The 15444-nt window shown below is 75.8% G+C and carries 15 protein-coding genes; 10 read left to right on the forward strand and 5 right to left on the reverse strand.

The window, feature by feature from the left end:
• Nucleotides 1–97: 97 nt before the first annotated feature.
• Nucleotides 98–1129, forward strand: coding sequence for a medium chain dehydrogenase/reductase family protein (locus ACZ6KO_RS19570; protein ID WP_469305243.1), 1032 nt, complete (start codon nucleotides 98–100; stop codon nucleotides 1127–1129).
• A gap of 80 nt (nucleotides 1130–1209) precedes the next feature.
• A complete protein-coding gene (locus ACZ6KO_RS19575) occupies nucleotides 1210–2217 on the forward strand; it encodes an NAD-dependent epimerase/dehydratase family protein (RefSeq protein WP_469305244.1) in 1008 nt (335 codons plus the stop codon).
• Nucleotides 2218–2248: 31 nt separating this feature from the next.
• On the opposite strand, the gene ACZ6KO_RS19580 is transcribed toward ACZ6KO_RS19575, so the two are convergent.
• A complete protein-coding gene (locus ACZ6KO_RS19580) occupies nucleotides 2249–3364 on the reverse strand; it encodes a sensor histidine kinase (protein WP_469305245.1) in 1116 nt (371 codons plus the stop codon).
• Entirely contained in the window at nucleotides 3351–4169 is an 819-nt protein-coding gene (locus tag ACZ6KO_RS19585) for a response regulator transcription factor (RefSeq protein ID WP_469305246.1), read from the reverse strand. The genes ACZ6KO_RS19580 and ACZ6KO_RS19585 overlap by 14 nt, the downstream gene beginning before the upstream one ends.
• A 115-nt stretch (nucleotides 4170–4284) precedes the next feature.
• Here ACZ6KO_RS19585 and ACZ6KO_RS19590 point away from each other — a divergent pair, with 115 nt between their 5' ends.
• Genes ACZ6KO_RS19590 through ACZ6KO_RS19600 form a run of 3 tightly spaced genes read left to right on the forward strand, consistent with a single transcriptional unit; the run spans nucleotide 4285 to nucleotide 6298 of the window.
• On the forward strand, nucleotides 4285–5010 hold the full coding sequence (locus tag ACZ6KO_RS19590; RefSeq protein WP_469305247.1) for a glycosyltransferase family 2 protein: 726 nt from the start codon (nucleotides 4285–4287) through the stop codon (nucleotides 5008–5010).
• Nucleotides 5007–5627 (forward strand): TIGR04282 family arsenosugar biosynthesis glycosyltransferase, encoded by a 621-nt coding sequence (locus ACZ6KO_RS19595; RefSeq protein ID WP_469305248.1) that lies wholly within the window; start codon nucleotides 5007–5009, stop codon nucleotides 5625–5627. The genes ACZ6KO_RS19590 and ACZ6KO_RS19595 overlap by 4 nt, the downstream gene beginning before the upstream one ends.
• The gene (locus ACZ6KO_RS19600; protein WP_469305249.1) at nucleotides 5624–6298 is read left to right on the forward strand and encodes a methyltransferase domain-containing protein; all 675 of its coding nucleotides are present in this window, start codon (nucleotides 5624–5626) and stop codon (nucleotides 6296–6298) included. Before ACZ6KO_RS19595 ends, ACZ6KO_RS19600 begins: the two co-directional genes overlap by 4 nt.
• A gap of 99 nt (nucleotides 6299–6397) precedes the next feature.
• Here the strand turns inward: ACZ6KO_RS19600 and ACZ6KO_RS19605 are convergent, their stop codons facing one another.
• Both ACZ6KO_RS19605 and ACZ6KO_RS19610 read right to left on the reverse strand, forming a co-directional pair.
• A complete protein-coding gene (locus tag ACZ6KO_RS19605; RefSeq protein ID WP_469305250.1) occupies nucleotides 6398–6823 on the reverse strand; it encodes a hypothetical protein in 426 nt (141 codons plus the stop codon).
• The gene (locus ACZ6KO_RS19610; protein ID WP_469305251.1) at nucleotides 6823–7971 is read right to left on the reverse strand and encodes a molybdopterin-dependent oxidoreductase; all 1149 of its coding nucleotides are present in this window, start codon (nucleotides 7969–7971) and stop codon (nucleotides 6823–6825) included. The genes ACZ6KO_RS19605 and ACZ6KO_RS19610 overlap by 1 nt, the downstream gene beginning before the upstream one ends.
• 114 nt (nucleotides 7972–8085) lie before the next feature.
• Here ACZ6KO_RS19610 and ACZ6KO_RS19615 point away from each other — a divergent pair, with 114 nt between their 5' ends.
• The gene (locus ACZ6KO_RS19615; RefSeq protein WP_469305252.1) at nucleotides 8086–9585 is read left to right on the forward strand and encodes a glycosyltransferase 87 family protein; all 1500 of its coding nucleotides are present in this window, start codon (nucleotides 8086–8088) and stop codon (nucleotides 9583–9585) included.
• Here the strand turns inward: ACZ6KO_RS19615 and ACZ6KO_RS19620 are convergent.
• Entirely contained in the window at nucleotides 9551–10459 is a 909-nt protein-coding gene (locus tag ACZ6KO_RS19620) for a LysR family transcriptional regulator (protein WP_469305253.1), read from the reverse strand. The genes ACZ6KO_RS19615 and ACZ6KO_RS19620 overlap by 35 nt on opposite strands.
• 90 nt (nucleotides 10460–10549) lie before the next feature.
• Between ACZ6KO_RS19620 and ACZ6KO_RS19625 the strand changes: the two genes are divergently transcribed.
• The 4 genes from ACZ6KO_RS19625 (at nucleotide 10550) to ACZ6KO_RS19640 (ending at nucleotide 15443) form a co-directional block, all read left to right on the forward strand.
• Nucleotides 10550–11782, forward strand: a complete 1233-nt coding sequence (locus tag ACZ6KO_RS19625) for an MFS transporter (protein ID WP_469305254.1) — start codon at nucleotides 10550–10552, stop codon at nucleotides 11780–11782.
• 44 nt (nucleotides 11783–11826) lie between these two features.
• Nucleotides 11827–12378: a GNAT family N-acetyltransferase gene (locus tag ACZ6KO_RS19630; protein ID WP_469305255.1), complete on the forward strand. Its 552-nt coding sequence runs from the start codon at nucleotides 11827–11829 to the stop codon at nucleotides 12376–12378.
• 171 nt (nucleotides 12379–12549) lie between these two features.
• A complete protein-coding gene (locus tag ACZ6KO_RS19635; protein WP_469305256.1) occupies nucleotides 12550–14121 on the forward strand; it encodes a type III PLP-dependent enzyme domain-containing protein in 1572 nt (523 codons plus the stop codon).
• Nucleotides 14118–15443, forward strand: a complete 1326-nt coding sequence (locus tag ACZ6KO_RS19640) for a pyridoxal-phosphate dependent enzyme (RefSeq protein ID WP_469305257.1) — start codon at nucleotides 14118–14120, stop codon at nucleotides 15441–15443. Before ACZ6KO_RS19635 ends, ACZ6KO_RS19640 begins: the two co-directional genes overlap by 4 nt.
• Nucleotide 15444 lies beyond the last annotated feature (1 nt).

Raw genomic sequence — 15444 nt, forward strand, 5'->3', positions numbered from 1 at the left:
ACAGCGGTACACCACCCGCCCATTCTGGTTACAGCTTCTAACGAACCGCAGAAGCTCTAACCAGACCCGGGAATCGGGACAGCCAGTGGAGGCCGTGATGAACACCGTCGAGCGCGTCGAGATCGTTCTGCCGGGCAAGGTCGAGCCCGAGGGCCTGGAGCTGCACCGCGGCCCGGTCCCGGTCCCCGCGGCCGGACAGGTGGTGATCGCGATGGAGGCGACGGGCGTGTCCTTCGCCGAGCAGCAGATGCGCCGCGGCCGGTACTACGACCAGCCGCCCTTCCCCTTCGTCCCCGGCTACGACCTGGTCGGCACCGTGACGGCCGTCGGCGAGGGCGTCGCCGACGCCCTGCTCGGCCGGCGGGTGGCCGCCATGACGAAGACCGGGGGCTGGGCGAGCCACGTCGCGCTCGACGCCGCCGACGTGGTGGCGGTCCCCGACGGCGTCGGCGCGGTGGACGCCGAGACGGCGGTCGTCAACGGCATCACCGCCTGGCAGATGCTCCACCGCAAGGCGAGGGTGCGGGCCGGCCGGACGGTGCTGGTGCACGGCGCCAACGGCGGGGTCGGCTCGATCCTGGTCCAGCTGGCGCTCGCCGTGGGCGCCCGGGTGATCGGCACCGCCTCCCCCCGCCACCACGACGCGCTGCGCGCCCTCGGGGTGACCCCCGTCGACTACCGCGGCGGCGATGTCGCCGCCCGCGTGCGGGCCCTCGCCCCCGGCGGGGTGGACGCGGTGTTCGACCACGTCGGCGGGGAGGGCGTCGTCGACTCGTGGCGGCTGCTGGCCCCCGGCGGCACGCTCGTCTCGTACGGCACCGCCGCCACCCGCGACGACCAGGGTTCCGGCGCGCTGCCGGTGCTCAAGCTGCTGGGCCGGGTGTGGCTGTGGAACGCGCTGCCCAACGGCCGCCGGGCGTACTTCTTCAACGTGTGGGCCGGGCGCGCCTACGCCAAGGACCGCTTCCGGGCCCGCCTGCGCGCCGACCTCACCGAGGTGTTCACGGCCCTGCAGCGCGGTGAGATCACGGCCAAGGTCGCCGCCGAGATCCCGCTGGCCCGCGCCGCCGAGGCGATGCGGCTGGCCGAGTCCGGCACGGTCGCCGGCAAGGTCGTCCTGGTCCCGTGACCGGAACCCGTTCTTACGGATCCATGACGGACGGCCCGGTATCCGGGCCGCGGGGACGGCTGCGGCATAGCGTCGGGCGCATGCGCGTACTTGTGACTGGAGGAGCGGGCTTCATCGGCTCGCACATCGTCGCCGAGCTGGCCGGCCGCGGCCACGAGCCGGTGGTCTTCGACCTGGCGGAGGACGGACGGGACGTCCGGGACCCCGCACAGGTGCGCCGGGCCCTCGCCGGCATCGACGCGGTCTGCCACCAGGCGGCCAAGGTCGGCCTCGGCAGGGACTTCGGGGACGCACCCGACTACGTCGCCGCCAACGACCTCGGTACGGCCGTCGTACTGGCCGCGATGGCCGAGACCGGCGTACGGCGGCTGCTGCTGGCCGGATCGATGGTCGTCTACGGCGAGGGCCGCTACGAGTGCCCCGCGCACGGCGTGGTCCGGCCGGGGCCGCGGGCCGAGGCGGACCTGCGCGCGTGCCGGTTCGAGCCGCGCTGCCCGGTCTGCGGCGCCGACCTGTCCCCCGGCCTGGTCACCGAGGACGCGCCGGTGGACCCGCGCAACGTCTACGCCACCACCAAGCTGACCCAGGAACACCTCGCCGCCTCCTGGGCGCGGGCCACCGGCGGGCGCGCGATCTCGCTGCGCTACCACAACGTCTACGGGCCGGGGATGCCCCGCGACACGCCGTACGCGGGGGTGGCCGCGCTGTTCCGTTCCTCGCTGGCCCGGGGCGAGGCGCCGCGCGTGTTCGAGGACGGCGGCCAGCGGCGGGACTTCGTCCACGTCCGGGACGTCGCTTCGGCCAACGCGGTGGCGCTGGAGGACCTGGGAGCCCTGGGGGCGCCGGGGTTCACCGCCTACAACGTGGGCAGCGGCGATCCGCGGACCGTCGGCGACATGGCCAAGGCCCTGGCCGCCGCCTGCGCGGGCCCCGATCCCGTCGTCACCGGCGAGTACCGGCTGGGCGACGTACGGCACATCACCGCCGACTCGGCGCGGCTGCGCCGGGAGCTGGGCTGGCGGCCGGTGGTGCCGTTCGCCGCCGGAATGGCCGAGCTGGCGGCCGGGACGGACACCGCCGCTCCCTAGCGGTCTGTCGAGCGGCAGGCCGCTCGGCCCCTCAGGCCGGGGCCGGAAGGGTCAGTTCGAAGCGGCAGCCGCCGGAGACGTTGCGGACGTCCGCGTGGCCCGCGTGGGCCTCCACGATGCCGCGGACGATCGCCAGGCCCAGGCCCGCACCCGCCGGAGGGGTGCGGGCCGGCGTACCGCGCCAGCCGGTGTCGAAGACGCGCGGGAGGTCCTCCTCGGGGATGCCCCCGCAGGCGTCGGTGACGGACAGCACCACCGCGCCCCCACGGCTCTCGGCGGCGATCGCGACCGTGCCGTCGGCCGGGGTGTGGCGGATGGCGTTCACGAGCAGGTTGGACAGCACACGGGTCATCTCCTTGCCGTCCACCTCCACCGGCAGCGGGGCGACGCCGTCGCCGACCAGCCGTACGCCGTGCTCGCGGGCGAGGGCGTCGACGCCGGTCATGACGTCGCCCACCAGGTCGTAGAGGGACATCCGGGTGGGGGTCAGGCTGAGCGCGCCCGCGTGGATGCGGGAGAGCTCGAAGAGGTCGCCGACCATGGAGTTGAGCCGGTCCACCTCGGTGCGCATCTGCCGGTGGTAGCGGGCGGGATCGGCGACGATGCCGTCCTCCAGCGCCTCCGACATGGCGCGCAGCCCGGCCAGCGGGGTGCGCAGGTCATGGGAGATCCAGGCGACCAGCTCCCGTCGGGAGGTCTCCAGGGCGCGTTCGCGTTCCCGGGAGGCGGTCAGCCGTTCGCCGGTACGGGCCAGTTCCGCGCTGAGCGCCGCGAGTTCCGCCGGGGCGGGGACCGCGGGCGCCCTGAAGGTGCCGTCCTCGCCGAAGGCGCGGGCGGCGTCGACGAGCTCCCGGCAGCGCAGCACGACCTGCCGGCCCAGCAGCAGCGCGGTGCCCAGCGACACGGCGGCGGCCATCGCGACGACGGTCGTGACCACGGTCAGGTCGTGGGAGGACAGGAACATCGCCCACGCCACGGCGAGGGTGCCGGCGAGCATCGCGGACACCGCGACGGCCGCGACGACCGCGAGGGAGACGGCCACGCTGCGCCGCCGCAGCATCCGCAGGGCCACGGCCCCCAGCAGCCCGACGGCGCCCGCGCCCAGCAGGGCGTACAGGGCGATCAGCAGCAGGTCACGGTCGTTCATGGCCGCCCACCGTACGGGGTGCCGTGCCGGATACCGCCGCCGGGGCGGACGGGGCGGACGGCGGCGGGTGGGCGTCGAAGCGGTAGCCGGCGCCCCAGACCGTCTGGATCAGCCGGGGGCTCGCCGCGTCGTCCTCGATCTTCCCCCGGAGCCTGCGGACGTGGACGGTGACCGTGGACAGGTCCCCGAAGTCCCAGCCCCACACCTCGCGCATCAGCAGCTCGCGGTCGCAGACCCGCCCGGGGTTGCGCAGGAAGTAGGCCAGGAGATCGAACTCCCGCAGGGTGAGCGAGAGTTCCACGCCGTCCTTGGTGACGCGGCGGCCGGCCGGGTCCAGGCTCAGACCGGCCGCGCCCAGCAGCGGCCCGGCGGCCGGGCCGGCGGGGGCGGCGGGAGCGGCCCGGCGCAGCACGGACTGCACGCGCAGGACGAGCTCGCGCGGGCTGAACGGCTTGGTGACGTAGTCGTCCGCGCCCACCTCCAGCCCGAGGATCCGGTCGTCCTCGTCACCGCGCGCGGTGAGCATGATGACCGGGACCGGCGGGCCACCGGCCTCCCGGGCACGCAGCCGGCGGCAGACCTCCAGCCCGTCCATGCCGGGCAGCATGAGGTCGAGGACCACCAGGTCCGGACGGCTCTCCTCGGCCGCCCGCAGCGCGGCCGGCCCGTCGGCGGCCAGCCGCACGGCGAACCCGGCCCGGGCCAGATACCCTGCCACCACCTCCGAGACGGTGGGGTCGTCGTCCACGACGAGGACCCCGCGCACGCCCTCGTCCCTGCTCTCCGTACCGCTGACCGCTGCCATGGCCCCAGCCTGACATCCGTCCCGGCCCGGGTGTGCCCCGGCCTCGCCCTCCGCGCCACGGCGTCCGCGTTTCGTAAGGACTCAAAGCCCCTTTCGTCCGCGCCCGCTTCCTACGGTGAGGCTCGTGACTGATTCCACTTGCGCACCGCCCCGGGCGGATCTCGTACTGCCCTGTCTCGACGAGGCGGAGGCGCTGCCCTGGGTGCTGGCCCGGGTGCCCGCCGGCTGGCGGGCCATCGTCGTCGACAACGGCTCCCGCGACGGCTCGGCGGACATCGCCCGCGCGCTCGGCGCCACGGTGGTGCACGAACCGCGCCGCGGCTTCGGCGCGGCCTGCCACGCCGGGCTGCTCGCGGCCCGCGCCGACCTGGTCTGCTTCTGCGACTGCGACGCCTCCCTCGATCCCGGGCTGCTCGCCCCCATGGCCGCGCGGGTCGCGGCCGGTGAGGCCGACCTGCTGCTCGGCCGCCGCCGGCCGCGGGGACGCGGTGCCTGGCCCGCGCACGCCCGCGCCGGGAACCTGGCGCTGGCCCGGATGCTGCGCCGCCGTACCGGGCTCCGGCTGCACGACCTCGGGCCGATGCGGGTCGCCCGCCGCGAGGCCCTGCTCGGCCTGGACCTCACCGACCGGCGCAGCGGCTATCCGCTCCAGATGGTGGTCCGGGCCGCCGACGCGGGCTGGCGGGTCGCCGAGACGGACGTGCCGTACCTGCCGCGCTCGGGGAAGTCCAAGGTCACCGGCACCTGGCGGGGCACCTGGCACGCCGTACGGGACATGCGCCGCGTGCTGGCCGAACCGCCCCGCGCCGACGGCACGCCGGCCGAGGGGGTCCGTCGTTGAGCACCCTCCTCGTCATCGCGAAGGCCCCGGTCGCGGGCCGCGTGAAGACCCGTCTGACACCGCACTTCACACCGGAGGAGGCGGCCGCCCTGGCCCGGGCATCGCTGGAGGACACCCTGGCGGCGGTCCTCGCCACCGACGTCCGCCGGCGCGTCCTGGTGCTCGACGGGCACCCGGGGCCCTGGCTGCCGGAGGGCATCGAGGTGGTCCCGCAGTGCGCGGGCGGACTGGACGTGCGGCTGGCGGCGGCCTTCGCCCTGCAGGACGGCCCCGCCCTGCTGATCGGCATGGACACCCCGCAGGTCACGCCGGAACTGCTGGCCCAGGGGCTCGACTTCACCGCCGCGGGCGCCTGGTTCGGTCCCGCGGACGACGGCGGGTTCTGGGCGCTGGGGCTCGCCGAGCCCGATCCGGCGCTGCTGCTCGGCGTCCCCATGTCCGTGGCGCACACCGGGCGGGAGCAGCGCGAGCGGCTGACCGGGTCCGGGCGGGCGGTGCGGGACCTGCCCACGCTGTGCGACGTGGACACCCCGGCCGACGCGGCCCGGGTCGCGGCCGCCGCCCCGGACACGCGGTTCGCCGCGCTGCACGCCTACCTGTGCGCGGTCACGCGGTGACGGCGCAGCTCTCGGAAGCGGTGTCGGAGCCCATACGCGCCTGGCGGGCCGACCCGTACGCCGACGCGCTGCGGGCCGGCCGCGGCCCCCTCTACCTGCGGCGCGCCGACGGCTGGCTGCTGCCGCTGGACGTGGCGCGCTGGTGCGCGGAACCCGACGAGGCCGACGCGACGGTACTGGCGCGCTGCCGGGGTCCGGTCCTCGACATCGGCTGCGGGCCGGGCCGGCTGGTCGCGGCCCTGGCCCGGCTGGGGCGGCCGGCGCTGGGCGTGGACGTCATGCCGGCGGCGGTGGAACGCACCGTACGGGCGGGCGGCAGCGCCCTGTGCCGGTCGGTGTTCGATCCGCTGCCGTGCGAGGGCCGTTGGGGCACGGTGCTGCTCATGGACGGCAACATCGGCATCGGCGGGGATCCCCTCGCCCTGCTGCGCCGCGCGGCCCGGCTGACCGCCCCGGACGGCTCGCTGCTGGTCGAGGTCGCCGCGGCGGACGTCGACGAGCGCGTCGAGGTCCGCCTCGACGACGGCAGCGGTACGGGTGCGCGCGGCACGCCGTTCCCGTGGGCGCGAGTGGGCACCCGCGCCCTGGGGATCCACGCCGCCGAGGCGGGCTGGACCCGGGCCGTCGCCTGGCGGACGGCGGACCGGCACTTCGTCGCCCTGACGCGCTGAACGCGCCCGGTCCGCCGGCCGCGCCGACGCCGCCGATCTCGGTCGACGCCGCCCGGCGGCACGGCCGCTCGGGCCGCCCTGCCGCCGGGCGGCGTCGGGTCATGGCGTGGACGGGCTGCCGCACCGGCGGCGGTGTCGGCGGCGCAGGAGTGCGCGGGTGCCCGCGTACGCCCCGGTGACCAGCGCGATCGCCGCCATCGACAGGAGCCAGTTGCGCGGGTAGTCCAGCGGCAGCACGGTCGGGTTGGCCGTACCGCCGGGGCGCAGGAGCGGCGGGAGCGCGATCGCCGTCAGGGAGCCGGCCACGATCAGGGCGGCGCGGACGGCCCCGCGCAGGCGCAGCCCGGCCGCCGCGGTGAGCGCGGCGACGGCGAGGACCAGGGGGGCGATCAGCCCGTCGTGCACGACGGCTCCCCCGGCCAGCCACAGCGCGATCCGCCAGGGCGCGGGCTCCTGGAGCAGCAGGGCGCCGCCGAAGCCCATCAGGGCGAGCCCGAGGCCGCCGCACACGTACCGGTACGTCATCACAGGACCTCCAGTCGGCCGACCCACTTGGTCTGGAGCACGCCGGGCCGGTTCGGGGCGATGATCCGGGCCGGATAGCCGTGGTCCAGGGAGAGCACCTCGCCGCCCAGGCGCAGGGCGAGCAGGGTGAGCGGGTCCTGGGTGTACGTACGGCCCATCTCCATCACCCGGTACGCGCCGGACGCCTCCAGCGAGACCACCCGCACCCGCGCGCCGGGGCCGGCTCCGGCACGCTCCAGCAGGTCCCGTACCCGGACCCCGGTCCAGCGGGCGGACTTGCTCCACCCCTCGACGCAGGCGATGGGCAGGGTGACCTCGTGCTGCGGCATCGCGCGCAGTTCGTCCAGGGTGAGGCTGTACGGGCGCGGCCCGTCCACGGTGAGCCGCCAGCCGGCCAGCGCGGCCTCGGTGACGGCCGCGGCGGCCGCCGTACGGTTGACCGGCAGCCCCTGCGGGCCGTGTTCCGGACTGCGCGGGGCGAACAGGTCGAAGGGGCCCAGGGCGGTGACGGACTGGCCGGCGGTCGTCAGCGTGACGGCTCCGACGCCGGCCGCGACGGCGCCCAGCAGCTGCCGGCGGTCGGGGCCGTCGGCCGCGGGAAGGGCGCGGGTTCCGGCGGAGCGCAGGCTCCAGTGGTCGCGGATCCGCGGCCACTGGACCGCCAGGTGCAGCAGCAGCGCACCCACCAGGACCCAGGCGACGGCGTAGTGCACGGCGACGAAGGGGAACGGCCAGGGGTACCACTGGAAGGTGTTCAGCAGCCCGGTGAACAGCTCGAAGATCCCGGCGGCGACGAGCACGGCCACCGACAGGCGCTCCAGCCCGTGCCGCAGCGAACGCACCGGCGGCCACGCGAAGAGCCGCGGGTAGACCGCCCACAGCTTGGCCAGCAGCAGCGGGATCGCGGCGATGCCGGAGATCACGTGCAGCCCCTGCGTGACCCGGTAGCCCCAGGAGGGGCGGCTGGGCAGCCGGTCGGCCAGCCAGTCCGGCGGGTGCTGGAGGTAGTGGCTGAGCACGCCGGTCGCGAAGCAGACGGCCATGGCCAGCCCGAGCCAGCGGCCGATGGCGGTCGCGGTCCGGGCGTCGTGCAGGCGCCCCTTGAAGGTGACGGGCGGCCTGCCGGGAGGGGGGAAGGTGAAAGGCATGCGCCCATCACACCTGCGACGCTGGCGTCTTGGGCCGGTCGGACACCTTACGAAACACGGACGTGCGGGGCGCCGGGCTCCGGTTGCGGGTCCGGCTCCTGCGAGGCTGCGGACGTGAACCCACGCACCACCCCCACCGCACCGGCCCGCCCGGCCCCCGCCCGCCGCGCCGCCGGAACGGCGGCGGCCTGCGCCCTGCTCGCCGCCCTCGCCACCGCGCTCGTCCTCACCATCCGCCACCACGGCTTCGTCGCCGGTCCCGTCGGGCTGTCCTGGTGGTACGCGGGCTGCTGGGCGCTGTTCGCGGGCGCGCTGCTGGCGCTGCGCCGGGTGCCGGCCGCCCGCGTCGTACCGCTGGTGCTGGCGGGTGCGGTGGTGGTGACGGCGACGGGGCTGGTGGCCCCGCCGCGGACCAGCACCGACGCGTACCGCTACGCCTGGGACGGCCGGGTGCAGTCGGCCGGGTTCTCCCCGTACGACCACGCTCCGCGGGACCCGGAGCTGGCGCGGCTGCGCGATGCGTGGCTGTTCCCCACGGGCGCGGCCTGCGCCGGCCCCGACCGGCCGCCGGTCCCGCACGCCCCGGGCACCCCGGGCACCCCGGGCACCCCGCCGCAGTGCACGCGGATCAACCGGCCCGCCGTGCACACCATCTACCCGCCGGTCGCGGAGGCGTACTTCCTGCTCGTGGACGTGCTCTCGCCCGAGGGCGCCCGGCACAAGCCGCTCCAGACCGGCGCCGCCCTGCTGTCCCTCGGGGTCACGGGCGCAGCTCTGCTGATCCTGCGCCGGCGGGGCACCGATCCGCGCCGGGCCGCGTACTGGGCGTGGTGCCCGGCGGTCCCCGTCGAGGCGGTGAACAACGCGCACATCGACGTGCTGGGGGTGCTGCTGGCCGTGGCCGGGCTCGGGCTGGTCGCCGCCCGCGGCACCGGGCGCCGGATGGCGGGCGGGCTGGTCCTGGGGGCGGCCGTGGCCACCAAGCTGATGCCGGCGATCGTGCTGCCGGGTGCGCTGTCGGGGGTGCGGCGGGTGCGCGACGCGGCCGCCGTGCTGCTGCCCGCCGCCGCCTTCACGGCGCTCGCCTACCTGCCGTACGTCCTGCTCTCGGACGGCTCCGTCCTCGGCTATCTCGGCGGCTACGTCGAGGAGGAGGGGTACGAGGATCCGTCCGCCGGCTCCCGGTACGCGCTGCTGCGCCTGGTGCTGCCGGACTCCTGGGCGCCGCCGGTGCTGCTCGCCGTGCTGGCCGGGGTCTGCCTGTACGTCCTGCGGCGCGGGGATCCGGGCCGGCCCTGGAGCGGGGCCCTGCTGGTGACGGGCTGGGCGTTCCTCCTGCTGACGCCGGGCTACTCGTGGTACGCGCTGCTGCTCGTCGCCCTGGTGGCGCTGGACGGCCGGTGGGAGTGGCTGGGCGTGGCGGTCGCGGGCGCGGCGGTGTACGTGACCGGCCAGGCCTTCGGCTCGCGCGCCGGCGTGAGCACAGTGGCGTACGGCGCGGCCGCCCTCCTGGTCCTGGCGGTCACCGCGGTCCGGCGGCGCCGCCGTACCGGCCGGGGCGGGGCGGCGCCGGCCGGGGCTACCGCTTCCGACCGGCCTCCGCGGTCTCGCTGACCGCCAGCGCGAAGGCCTCCGCCTGCGCGGAGGCGTGCGCGCGGTGGCGTACGAGGCCCAGTTCGGACGTCGGCAGCCCGTGCACCGGGACGAAGGCCAGCCAGTCGCGGCCCGCGTGGTGATCGGCCGTGGACCGGCACAGCAGCATGGCGCCGAGGCCGGCCGCCGCCAGGCTGAGGCCTTCCTGGAGGGTGTTGACGCGGGGCCCGGCCGGTACGGGGAGGCCGCCCGGGGTCAGGGCGGGGGCCTGGGCCCGCCGCCAGTACTCCGGGGCGTCGCCGCCGACGCCGATGAGCTCGCAGCCGGCGAGTTCCTCGGCGGACACCGACGCGCGGGCGGCGAAGGGGTGCTGGGCGGACACGGCGAGGGTCTGCGGCTGCCGGGAGAAGACCGGCCCGAGGACGAGATCGTCCTCGGCCACCGGCAGCAGGACCACCGCGCAGTCCACCTCCCGGCGGCGCAGCGGCCCGAACGGGTCGCCGAGCGGGATCTCGACGAGGCCGATCGCGCAGCCGGGATACCGGTCCCCGAACCGTGCGACCGCCCGGCCGAGGTGGCCGTCGACGGTGCCCTGGAAGCCGATGCGCAGCTCCCCGCCCGTCCCGCGCGCGGCGGCCCTGGCGCCGTCGACCGAGGCGCGCAGGGCGTCGTACGCGGGACGCAGGTCCGTCAGGAACCGCTCGCCCAGGGGCGTCAGGCGCACCCGGCGGCTGGTGCGTTCGACGAGCGGGGCGCCGATGCGGTGTTCCAGGGCGCGCAGCAGCTGGCTGACCCGGCTCTGCGAGACGTACAGCCGCTCGCCCGCCCTTCCGAAGTGCAACTCCTGGGCGAGCACGAGGAATGCCTCCAGCTCGCGTATCTCCACACCGCTCACGCCCGCCCCTCCCGATCGAGTAGTCCCGCTCATCGAAGGATGAGGGACCGGCCGTTGTTCCCGCGGGCCGGGGCGGGTTGGCTGGCGGGCATGGCACAGACCGAGGAAACGACGGACATCACGGCGACACCGGCACCGGCACCCGCACCCGCACCCGCACCCGCACGGGCCACGGCCCGCGGCCGGCTGGGCGTCGCGGCGGTCACGGGCGCGACGTTCACGGTGGTGACGTCCGAGATGCTGCCCGTGGGCCTGCTGACGCCGCTGGGGGACGAGCTGGGCGTGACGGAGGGCACCGCCGGGCTGACCCTGACCATCACCGGCCTGGTCGCCGCGGTGTCGGCGCCGCTGCTGACGCCCCTGCTGGGCCGGTCCGACCGGCGGACGGTGCTGTGCGCGCTCATGGCGGTCCTGACGGTGGGCGACCTGCTCGCCGCGTGGTCACCGGACTTCACGGTGATGGTGGCCGCCCGCGTCCTGGTCGGCATCGCGATGGGCGGGGTCTGGGCGGTCGCGGCGGGCCTGGCGGTGCGTCTGGTGCCCCCGGAGTCGGCCGGCGCCGCGACCTCGTGGGTGTTCAGCGGGATCGCGGTGGCGTCGGTGCTCGGCGTCCCGGCGGGGACGTACGTCGGGGAACTGGCCGGCTGGCGCACGGCGTTCGCGGTCGCGGGAACCCTGGCCCTGGTGGTGCTGGCCGCCCTGGCGGCCGCGCTGCCGCGGCTGCCCGCCGAGCGGGAGGTGCGGCTCGCCGGGGTGCTGCGGCTGTGCGGCGAGCCGCGGGTACGGACCGGCCTGGCCGTGGTGGCCCTGCTGGTCACCGGGCACTTCGCGGCGTACACGTACGTGCGCCCGGCCCTGGAGGAGGTCTCGGGGGCGGGAGCCGGAACCGTCGGCACCCTGCTGCTGGTGTACGGGGTCGCGGGCGTGGCGGGCAACTTCGCGGCGGGCGCGGGCGCCGCGCGCTCGCCCCGCTCCACCGTGCTCGTGATCGGCGCGGTGCTGGCGGCCACGCTCGCCGTGGTTCCGGTGCTCGGCGGGTCCGTGCCGGTCGCCGGTGTGCTGCTCGCCGTGTGGGGGCTGTCGTACGGCGGTGTGTCGGTCGCCGGCCAGACCTGGCTGCTGGCTTCGGCCCCCCACGCCCGCGAGGCCGTGTCCTCGCTGTTCGTCGGTGTCTTCAACGGGGCGATCGCCCTGGGCGCGCTGGCCGGGGGCCTGGCCGCGGACGGCGCGGGGGCCACCGCGGTGATGTGGCTGGGCGGCGCCCTCGCCGCGGCCGCCCTCACGGTCACCGCAGCCGCGGCGAGGGCGTCGGAACACCCGTGAGCCCGGGCGGCCCGGCGGGTGCCGTTTCTGGCAAGCTGCGTCGCATGACCGCGCCGCAGCCCGTCGATTTCGCGCAGCTCACCCGCCCCCGGGACCTGACCGCCCCGCTGCGGGCCCAGCTCGTCGACTGCTGGGTCCAGGTGATCAACACCGGCGGCGCCGTCATCCCCCGGGGGCTCCCCATGCCGCCGGTGCACGCCGGCCAGGCCGACCCGGTCCTGGGGCTGCTCGTCGACGAGCTCGATCCGTACCGTGCCCGGATGCTGGTCGCCACCGTCGGCGGGCGGCTCGCCGGGTGGCTGGTCGTGCGGCGCGACCCGCATCCCCTCGTCGCCCACTGCGGCGCCGTCAACCACGTGATGACCCACCCCGACTTCCGCGGCCGCGGGATCGGTGCGGCGCTGATGGAGCGGGTGCGTGAGCTCGCCCGGCGGGACATGGGGCTGGAACAACTGCACATCGCCGTCCGGGCCGGGCTGGGTCTCGAAGAGTTCTACGCCCGGCTGGGCTGGCGCGAGATCGGGCGCTGGCCCGGCGGGCTGCGGGTCGCGCCCGGCGACGACCGCGACGAGATCCTCATGCACGTCGCCCTCTGAACCCGCCGGACCGGCCGGACCGGCCGGACCGGCCGGGCCCGCCCCGCTCCCCCTGACGAGGCCGTTTTTCGGTCATCTCGCCGCGTCGCGCGTCCCCGCCGGGCGAGAAGGGCATAACCACGGCCGCGAGGGATATCGTCCGACGATCGGCGCGCGGGAGGAGCAGCTGGGATGGAGACCGGCCCCCTGTACCTGGAACCGCGGCTGGCACCACGGCTCGCCGCGCTGCTCGGCTCGGCCCCCTTCCTGCACATGCTCGTCGACGCGCTCGGCTCGCCCCTGAACGTCCTCGTGCCCGACCAGGTGGCCGAGAACGCCGAGGGCTTCCGGGAGGTCTACCGCCGCCACCGGCTCGCGGGGCAGGTCTTCTTCGCGCACAAGGCCAGCCGTTCCCGGTCCCTGCTGCGCCGGCTCACCGCGACGGACGCCGCCGTGGACGTGGCCTCCGTCGGCGAGCTCCAGCACGCCCTCGGGGCCGGGTTCACCGCGGACCGTGTCATGGCGACCGGCCCCAAGGATCCGGCGTTCCTGTGGCTCGCCGCGCGGTCGGGGGCGACCGTGAACGCCGACGGCCCCGGCGAGCTGGAGGCGCTGGCGGGCCTGGTGCGCCGTCACGGCCTGCCGCGCGCGCGGGTCCTGCTGCGCCTGTCCGAATTCGAGACGACGGGCCCGAAGGTGCTCTCCCGCAGGAGCCGCTTCGGTACGTCCGTCAAGGCCCTGGGCCCGCTGCTGGACCTCCTCGAACGCCACCGGGACCACCTCGATCCGGTCGGGGTCGCCTACCACCTCGACACCACCAGCGCCGACGAGAAGGCCGTCGCCCTCGAAGGCTGCCTGCGCGCCATGGACGATCTGCGGCTGCGGGGGTTCCAGCCGCGCGCCGTGGACATCGGCGGCGGCTTCGGCGTCAGCTACCTCGCCCACGCCGCCCAGTGGGACCGCTACACGAGCGAGCTCACCGCCGCGGTGATGGGCCGCCGCCCGGCCCTGACCTGGGGCGGTCACGGCTACGGTCTGCACGCCGAGGGCGGGACGCTGCGCGGCGCGCTCAGCCTGTACCCCGCCCACCGCCCGGTCGCCGGCGCCGGCTACCTCGACGCCCTGCTGTCCCGGCCCGCCCCGGCCCTGGGCCGGCCGCTGGGCACCCTGCTGCTGGAGAGCCTGTGCGACCTGTACACGGAACCGGGGCGGGCCCTGGCCGACGGCTGCGGGCTGTCGCTGGCCCGGGTGCTGGAGGTACGCCGTACGGACGCGGGTCCCGCCCTCGTACGCCTGGCCATGAACGCGAACGACGTCGGCCTGGAGGACCACGGGATCCTGATGGACCCCGTACTGCTGCCCCGGGCCGGCGAAGCCGCCGGCCCGCGGGAGCCGGTCGCCGTCCATCTCATGGGCAACCTCTGCCTGGAGGCCGACCTGATCACCCGCAGAACGGTGTTCCTGCCGCGGCCGCCGCGCCCGGGCGACCTGCTCGCCTTCGCCAACACCGCCGGCTACTGCATGGACTTCGGCGCCACCCACGCCCAACAGCAGCCGCTGGCCCGCAAGGTGGCGGTCCGCGGGGAGCCGGGCGCCTGGCGCTGGTGCCTGGACGAGGAGTACTGGCCGATCGGGGCGGACGCCCCCGTGGAGGAGGACGGGACGACTGACGGGCACGGGACGATCGAGGGGTATGCGAAGTTCGAGGGGTATGCGACGTTCGAGGGGTACGGGACGCTCACCGATTCGGGGGGACGGGCATGAGGTACGACAGCATCACCGAGGCCATCGGCAACACCCCGCTGGTCCGCATCGATCCGGCCGTCCACGGCCTGCGCCACATCGATCTGTACGCGAAGCTGGAGATGCTCAACCCGTTCGGATCCGTCAAGGACCGCGCCGCCTGGACCATGGCGCGCGACCGCCTGCCCGGCGCCCGGGAGCGCGGTGAGACGGTCGTCGAGCTGTCCAGCGGCAACACGGCCAAGGCGCTGGCCGTCATCGCCGGGATGCACGGGCTGCCGTTCAAGAGCGTCACCAACCGGATGCGCATCCCCGAGGTCAAGGACCTGCTCCTGCTGCTGGGCGCCGAGATCGAGGAACTGCCGGGCCGCGGCGAATGCCTGGACCCGACCGACACCGAGGACCCGCTGACCCTCTTCCACCAGCGGCTGAACCAGTCGGGCAGCGCCCACCTCCACACCGACCAGTACTTCAACGCGCTCAACACCGAGGCGCACGCGTCGGGCACCGGCCCGGAGATCGTGGCGGACCTGGACGGCCGGGTGCCGGACTGGTTCCTCGCCTGCGTGGGCACGGCCGGTTCCTCCAGCGGGGTGGCCCGGGCCCTGCGCGCCCACGATCCGGCCGTACGGGTGATCGGGCTGGTGGGCGAGAAGTCGGACTTCATTCCCGGCATCCGCACCATCGACGAGGTCCACGAGGTCGGCCTCTTCGACCCGGCCGCCTACGACACGATCGAGTCGGTCGGCTCCGACGACGCCATCGACGGCATGCTCACGCTGATCCGGCGCTGCGGGATCCTCGCCGGGCCCACCGGCGGCGCCGCGTACTGGGGAGCGGTGCGCCATCTGCGGCCGCTCGACGACGAGTCGACCGGGCCCGGGCGCAGGACGGCGGTCTTCATCGTGTGCGACCGGGTGGAGAGCTATCTCGGGTATGTCAAACAGCGCCGCCCGGAGCTGCTGGGCCGCCCGCCCGCGCGGAACTCCGTGGCGACGCTGACCGCCGCCGAGGTGCGTGCGGCGCAGGCGATCGACGTGGCCGACGCGCGCAAGTGGCTGGCGGCCGAGCACCCGCTGGTGATCGACCTGCGCAGTTCCTTCGCGTACGCCGCGCTGCACATCGACGGATCGGTGAACATCGTGGACGAGCTGTTCGACGAACTCCTGCGGGGCGGGCTGCCGTTCGGCAAGAGGCAGCCGGTGCTGCTGGCGTGCCCGGTCGGCGAGCAGTCGGCGCGCTACGCCGCCCTGCTGACCCGGATGGGGCATCCCGACGTACGCAGCCTCGCGGGCGGGATCATCGCGTGGCGGGACGCGGGCGCGCCGCTGGTGCGTGACTGAC

The sequence above is a fragment of the Streptomyces sp. NPDC042102 genome (genome assembly GCF_055582305.1).